The following is a 6,839-nucleotide window of genomic DNA, read 5'->3' on the forward strand; positions in this document are numbered from 1 at the left end:
GCACGGGCCACACCATTCAGCCCAGAAATCCACCACGACCGGTACGTTGGCGTTGAGCACGTCGGCCTGGAAATTGTTCTTGTCGACCTTGACGGTGGCACCCATGCGGAAATCCTTTCGAGAGTTCTTTGTCGCACCAAATGTGGTGGTTGTTACGCCCTTCTTCAAGCAGGTCTTGTGTCACGCTCCTGTGAGTCGGGCAAGGGCGTCATCCATGGCCCGGGCCGGCAGTTCAATCAGCCGTGGCGTTTCGGTAAACAGCAAGGCCGCCTTGACCTCGCGCCCGGGGTAAAGCGGCTGCAAGAGGGCGCGATAGAGTGCCAGCTGCAGCAGATAGGCCGGCGGAACCTCGGCCAGCGAGGCGGGCGCCGGCCGGTTGGTCTTGTAATCGACGATCGAAACCGTGTCCGCTGTCACAGCCAGCCGGTCGATCTTGCCGGAGATCGAGCGYTTYTTGCCCYTCACCTCCAGGCTGCCCATGATCGCCACCTCGGCGCGTGACGATGGCGCGAACAGCTGGCCGAGACGCGAGTCGGCAAGGATGGCGCTGACCGATGCCAGAGCCTTTTCCCGCTCTGACGCGGACCAATCTGCGCCGACCCGCGCCAGGTAGCGCTCAGCCGCGCCGTGGCGAAACTCGTCGGCAATGCCGGGCAACATCTGCAACAGTTTGTGCAAGGCGAGCCCGCGCAGCACGGCAAAGCCAGGCTCGGCGTCGGCGTCCAGCACTGGCGAAGCCTTGTCGACCACCGCTTCCTTGCCTTCGTCGATCAGCGCCGAGGCGCCGGATGGCGACAGCGGCCGCGGCAGGTCCTCAAAGGGCGGCAAGGGCCGGAACAGGGTCGCCGGCAACGGCCCGAAAGCATCGGCCTGCCGCGCCTGTTCACTGACGCCTGGGGCAACGGGCGGCAAGTTGGTGACATGGAAACGATGCACCGGCTCGCCGCCGGTGGGGTGCGGACGCTGCTCGCTTTCCGGCGCACCGATCAGCGCGCGGCTGACGATCGAATGCCAGGTGCCGGCGTTCGGCGCCCGTTTGCCATGATAGCCGCAGACGATCAGCCGGTCCTCGGCGCGGGTCATGCCGACATAGAGCAGCCGACGGTAYTCGTCGTCGGCMAGTTCCCGTGCCCGCGCCGCCGCCGCCTTCGAAAAACCGTTGGCGACATCGCTGGCCGMACGCCAGAGATAACCCTTGCCGTCAAAGTTGCGGCCCGAGCCGCCGAAGGGCATCAGGCGCGGCAGGTGCTGGTCGCTGAATGGAGCGGAGCCGCCGTCGACCAGGAACACCACCGGCGCTTCCAACCCTTTGGCGGCATGCACGGTCATGACGCGAACCTCGTCGCGCGTCTGGTCCATCTCGCGCTTGATCTCGGGGCCGGCATTTTCCAGCGTCGACAGGAAGGCTTCCAGTCCGGGCAGGCCGGTCCGTTCCTCGGCCAGGCAGAAACTCAGGAACTCATCGAGAATATCGCCGGCTTCCGGCCCAAGCCTGGCGATCATTTTTCTGCGCACGCCGTCACGTGCCAGCAAGCCGGCATAGAATTCGAACACCGGCTTGAAGGCGGCCTCGTCAGCCCAGACGTCAAGCTGGGCGACGACCTTTGCGAGGGTTTCGTCGTCGGCGGCATGCTGGCGCAGCGACGCGGCCAGCGACACGCCGGGTGGCCTCTGCGCGGCGAGCGTGAACAGCGTCTCCTCCGRCASGTCGAAGATCGGGCTGCGCAGCACGGCGGCCAGCGACAGATCGTCCTGCGGCTGGATCAGSARATGGCCGAGCGCGATCAGGTCCTTSACCGCGATATGKCCSGGCAGGCTYAGCCGGTCGGCGCCGGCGACGGGGATTTGTCTATCCTTCAGACTACTAGACAAAGCATGCACGAAACGATCGCGTTTGCGAACCAGAACCAGAATATCGCCGGGGCGTAGCCTGCGTCCTTTGCCTTCGATAACTTCCCCGGTGCCAATCCATTTTTGGATTGTCGCCGCCACATTCTCGGCAACGCGCACCGCCGGTGCATGGGCATGGTCGATGGCCTGCGTCCAGTCGTCGGGCTCGTCCACCACATCGGCGCCGATCGACGGCCAGACCTCGACATAACCCGGCGCATCGGTGCGGATCGCCTTGTGGTTCAGCGGATCGGGATCGTGGCTGATGCCGCGCCGCACGATCGGATCGGCAAAGACGCGGTCGACGGCGGCGAGCACGTCGTCGGTCGAGCGGAACGACCAGGTCAGCTTGAGGTCGGCGAAGGAGGCCTCGGCATCGCGCACCCGGCCGGCGAACAACAGCCGGCTGTCGGCGAAGGAATCCGGGGCCGCACCCTGGAAGGAATAGATCGACTGCTTCTCGTCTCCAACGGCAAAGACCGTGCGGTGGACCCGGTCGCGTGCACCGAAGCCTGCGAAAAATTCCTCCGCCAGCCGCTTTACCACCTCCCATTGATCCGGGCTGGTGTCCTGCGCCTCGTCGAGCAGGATGTGATCGATGCCCTGGTCGAGCTTGTATTGCACCCAGGGGCCGGCATCGGGCCGCGCCAGAAGGTTGACGGTGCGGGTGATCAGATCGTTGAAGTCGAGAAAGCCGCGGCTGCGCTTCAGCACCTCGTAGCGGGCGATCAGCCAGTCGGCGATGGTCAGCGCGGCAGCCGTGCCTTCCAGCATGCGGAACAGCGCCAGGCGGTCGACGGTTTCGATGATGGCGTTCGCGGCCGAGAGGTAGCGCTCGGCCAGATCGGGCAGGCGATCGGTCAGGGCTTTCTTGAAGGCCTTTGACGGATCGTAGGGATCGCCATCGGTCTTGAGAAAAGCTCTGGCGAGCAGTTGCAGCCGGCGAACGGGATCGCTCTCGGCGAAAGCCTGGCGCGCATAGGGCAGGATGTTGTTCAGCACCGATCTGGCGTCGGTGGATTCCGCGGCCTGGGCAAAGCCGGCGAAATAGTCGGGCAGGAAGCCGGACAGTGGCCACACCGATGCCGCCAGCCCTTCAGCGGTTTGACCGGGGCGGAAATGGAATTCATCGAACAAGGGCTGGAAGCCGTCACGCCCGACCGCATCGAGGAACTGGCGCAGCCCGTCGCGCTTGCGCACGATCTCGCCGAGCAAGGCGTCGAGACCGGCTTCGCCGCCGCGTTCCAGCACAGTGGCGAAGGCTTCAGCCAGATCAGCGTTGCCGGCAGCCGTGCCCGAAATCATCTCGCGGCGCGCCGCGGCGAAGAGCGATGCCTCCATCTGGCTGTCGAGCATCTCGAAATGGGCCGGGATGTTGGCTTCCAGAGGGAACTGGTGGAGCACGGATTCGCAGAAGGCGTGGATGGTCTGAATCTTCAGCCCACCGGGCGTTTCCAGCGCCTCGGCGAACAGCCGCCGCGCCCGCCGCAAGGTGTCGCGGTCCGGTCGACGCCCCTCCAGCGCCTCGACTTTTGCCGAAAGCTCGGCGTCGCCGAGGACCGTCCAGTCCGACAGTGTGGAAAAGACCCGGTTCGACATGTTGGCGGCGGCAGCGCGCGTATAGGTCAGGCACAGGATTTTCGACGGGTCGGTGCCGTTGAGCAGCAGCCGGATGACGCGCTGCGCCAGCACATGGGTCTTGCCGGAGCCGGCATTGGCCGACACCCAGGCGGAATTCTGGGGATCGGCGGCGCGGGCCTGGCTGTTGGCGGTATCGCTCGGGATGGGATAGGCCTTCTTCATGCCTCCCCTCCCTCGTCACCGGCATCGCCGCCGGCCGACCATTCGAGCACGCGGGCGAGATGGTCGTAATCGCCATCGGTCTCGCCTTCGCGAAACGGCAGCGCGCGCGACAGATAGCCGGTCGCCGGGTCGGCATAGTGGATCAAGAGCTTTTCCAGCCGTGCCCAGGCCTCTTCGGCAAGATCGGCTGCGGTTCGCGGCTGGCGGTTGTGTTCAAGGATGGACTCTTCGAACACCTCGCCATTCGGCTTCAGCCGCACGAACGCCAGCTGCGACGGTTCGCGCACACCCAAATCCTTGAACGCACCACGCCGCAGCAGTGCGCCTTCCAGCGCCAGCTGCGGCGCCAGCAGCGTGTGCGCCTGCGCCTTGGAGGGCGAGGARCCGGTTTTGTAGTCCAAAATATCGGCCATGCCGCCGGCCARCAGGTCGACRCGRTCGGCATAACCGGACAGCGTCACSCCGGAYTGGCCGACGGTGGTCTTCCCCGCTCGCTCCTCGGCATGCCGTTGGACCACCGCGTCGGCCCGGGTGCGCTCCCATTCGATGATGTTGGCAGCGAGTTTTTCGAAACGTGGCCACCATACCGCCTCGACATCGGCCGGAAGAGCGGCCTCGGCAAAACAGGTGCGACCGGCGGCAATGAGGCTGGTCAGCGCGTCCGGCGCGCGCGGGTCGGCCACGCGTGAGGAGAAAAGGTGAAGAATGGCGTGGAACAGTGTGCCGCGTTCGGCGGCACCGGGATCGCGAATGACCGGATCAAGCGCCATCAGGCCGAGGATCCGTCTGGCATAGACGGCGTAGGGATCACGGCGCAACGTTTCGATCTCGGTGACCGAGAAATGCGTTGGTCGCACCGACAGCGGCGGCTTCGGCTGCGGCCGCGGCGCGAAATCCTGCTTTGGGCCGGTATCGAGCGCGCGTGCCCAGGCGAGCAGCTCGTCGCCGCGCCGACGCAGGGCCACCGCCTGGTCGTTGCCGATGAAGGTCAATAGGCGCTGCAGCCAGCGCGACGGCACGGCGGGTGCATCGCCGGAACGCGCCGAGCGGGCCAGCACCACATGTCTCGCGCCCATCGCCATCTGGAAATCATGCGCGGCAAGGCCGATGCGCCGTTCGGGTGGTTCGAGGTCGATGCCGGTCTTCATCAGCCGTGACATGAAGCGGTCGCTCTCCGGCTTGCGCGGCCAGACACCTTCGTTGAGACCACCGATGACCAGCGTGTCGACATCCTGCAGCCGCGCTTCCAGCGCGCCCCAGATGGCGATGTTCCTGTCGGTGCCTTGTGCCGGCTTGACCGTCTCGGGCGCGATCAGCGCGTCCATCACATCTGGCCATTCGCTCGTCGCGAACGACAGCGAGGCCGAAGCCGCGACCAGCCCGCGCAGCAATTCGGCGAGCTTTTCGCCGGCGTCGCCGGCATAGAGGTCGCCCAGGCCGCCATCGGCGGATCGGCCGAGATTTTCGAGAGTCTCGACGCTGGCTTTGACCAGGGTGGCAAGGTCGGCGCCCGCCTGGCCGCGAAAGGCCGAAAGCGGCGCCAGCGCTTCTGTCAGGCGTGCAAGGAGGTTCTGCGAATTCTCTATGGAGCGCACGGTCAGCCGAGCAAACCAGAAGGGCGGCCGGCTGCCATCGCCTAGGGCTGTCAGTCGAGCCTCGAACAAGTCAGGCAGCGAAGCGATGTCGGGGCGACCGGTGCCGCCGCGCAGCGCCACCAGTTCGACAAGTTCCGCCGCATGGCGCACATCGGCCCTCTCCAGGCCAAGGCCAAGCAGGGGATGCTTAAGCAACGACAACAACCCGACCGGATCGCCCGGCCGGAACATAGCCTCCAGCGCCAGTCGGAGCAGACTGGCCGCCGGGCTGTTGGCGAGCGGCGTGCCGCCGGAATCGTCGGCAACGACGCCGAAGCGCTTGAGTTCGACCGAGACGCGCCGCGCCAGCGCCCGGTCCCCGGTGACGAGGGCGGCCCTTTGGCCCGGCTCTTCGACCGCCTGTTTGAGCGCGACGGCGATGGCGACGGCCTCATCACGCTCGCTCGCCGCTTCGAGCAGCGTCACGTCGGCAAAGGCGCCGGCAATATCGGACGCCGAAAACCCGTTGCGTGTTTCGGCCCATAGCTCAGTTGTTTCGGCCGGCCGCAGCGCTTCGCCGACAAGGGCGGCGCGTAGGGCCAGCCGCGGTTCCGCCGTGCCGATCTCTTCGACACCCGAGCGCAGCACGCCGATCTTGCCGATCAGCCTGGCCAGGCCATATTGCGGGTGGCCAAGCACGGCCGGCCGCGCGCCGGGTGCGACGAGCGCCTGGAAGGACGCTTCGTCCAGCGTCTGGTCGAGCCCGGGCAGCACGATGGCGCCGGCAGGCAAGCGGGCGATCGCGGCAAGCAGTTCAGCCGTGGCGGGTATCGAACCGGTCGATCCCGCGGCGATGACCGGCCCGGCCGGCGGATTGCGCCGCAGCCGCGCCGCCTCGGAGCGGATCAGTGCGCTGCGATGCGCGGCCGGGTTGGAGCGGTCGCTCTCGCTGAGGAATTTCGGCCAGGCATCGGTGACGATACCGAGGAATTCGAGCGTCACTTGCCACCATCCGGCAAGGCTGCCGGTCACCAGGTCCTTGAGCTTTGCCCAGTCGGTGCCTTCCGTCTCGATCTCATCCATCAGGCCGGCAAGATCGCGCGCCAGCCAGATCGCGTCGGCGGTGGAGGCGGGGATGACGATTTCCTCCGCGAAAAGCTTCGCCACATGCTCCGGCAGCCTGCGTTTCCAGGCGCGCACCAGCGGCGTCAGCAGCAACAGCCGTTCGGTTGCCGAGATCGGCGGCGCGAGATCGATTGCCGCCGATGGTTCGGCCTCGAACAGGGCTTCGTCCTCGTCGAACTCGCCGAGCGGACGGATGACCGGCAGGATCGCCGAACCGCCGCCGCCGCGTGCTCTCAGACTGTCGACGAAGACACCGCGCAAGGCGCGCGCGGCACGGCGCGTCGGCACATAGATGGTGACATCGGCCAGAGCGAGCGGGTCGCCGTCGAAACGRAATCCGGGAATCAGSCGGCCGGCAAGCAGCGCCTCGGCMAGCGTCGRCAGGAACGGCGCTCCGGGSGGRATGGARAAARCGCGGCKSGAGCCGCTCATTGCGCATTAGATCGC

Annotated in this window: 3 protein-coding genes; all 3 read right to left on the bottom strand. The window is 66.5% G+C overall.

Features of this window, described 5'->3' with window-relative positions:
* A partial coding sequence (locus AC1DX0_RS28230; RefSeq protein ID WP_477357691.1) for a thioredoxin family protein occupies positions 1–105 on the bottom strand: 105 nt, incomplete at its 3' end.
* Positions 106–180: 75 nt separating this feature from the next.
* A complete protein-coding gene (addA, locus tag AC1DX0_RS28235) occupies positions 181–3,693 on the bottom strand; it encodes a double-strand break repair helicase AddA (RefSeq protein WP_477357686.1) in 3,513 nt (1,170 codons plus the stop codon).
* Entirely contained in the window at positions 3,690–6,824 is a 3,135-nt protein-coding gene (addB, locus tag AC1DX0_RS28240; RefSeq protein ID WP_477357689.1) for a double-strand break repair protein AddB, read from the bottom strand. The genes addA and addB overlap by 4 nt, the downstream gene beginning before the upstream one ends.
* Between the last annotated feature and the right edge of the window lie 15 nt (positions 6,825–6,839).

The organism is Mesorhizobium sp. P3_A9 (assembly GCF_056402975.1).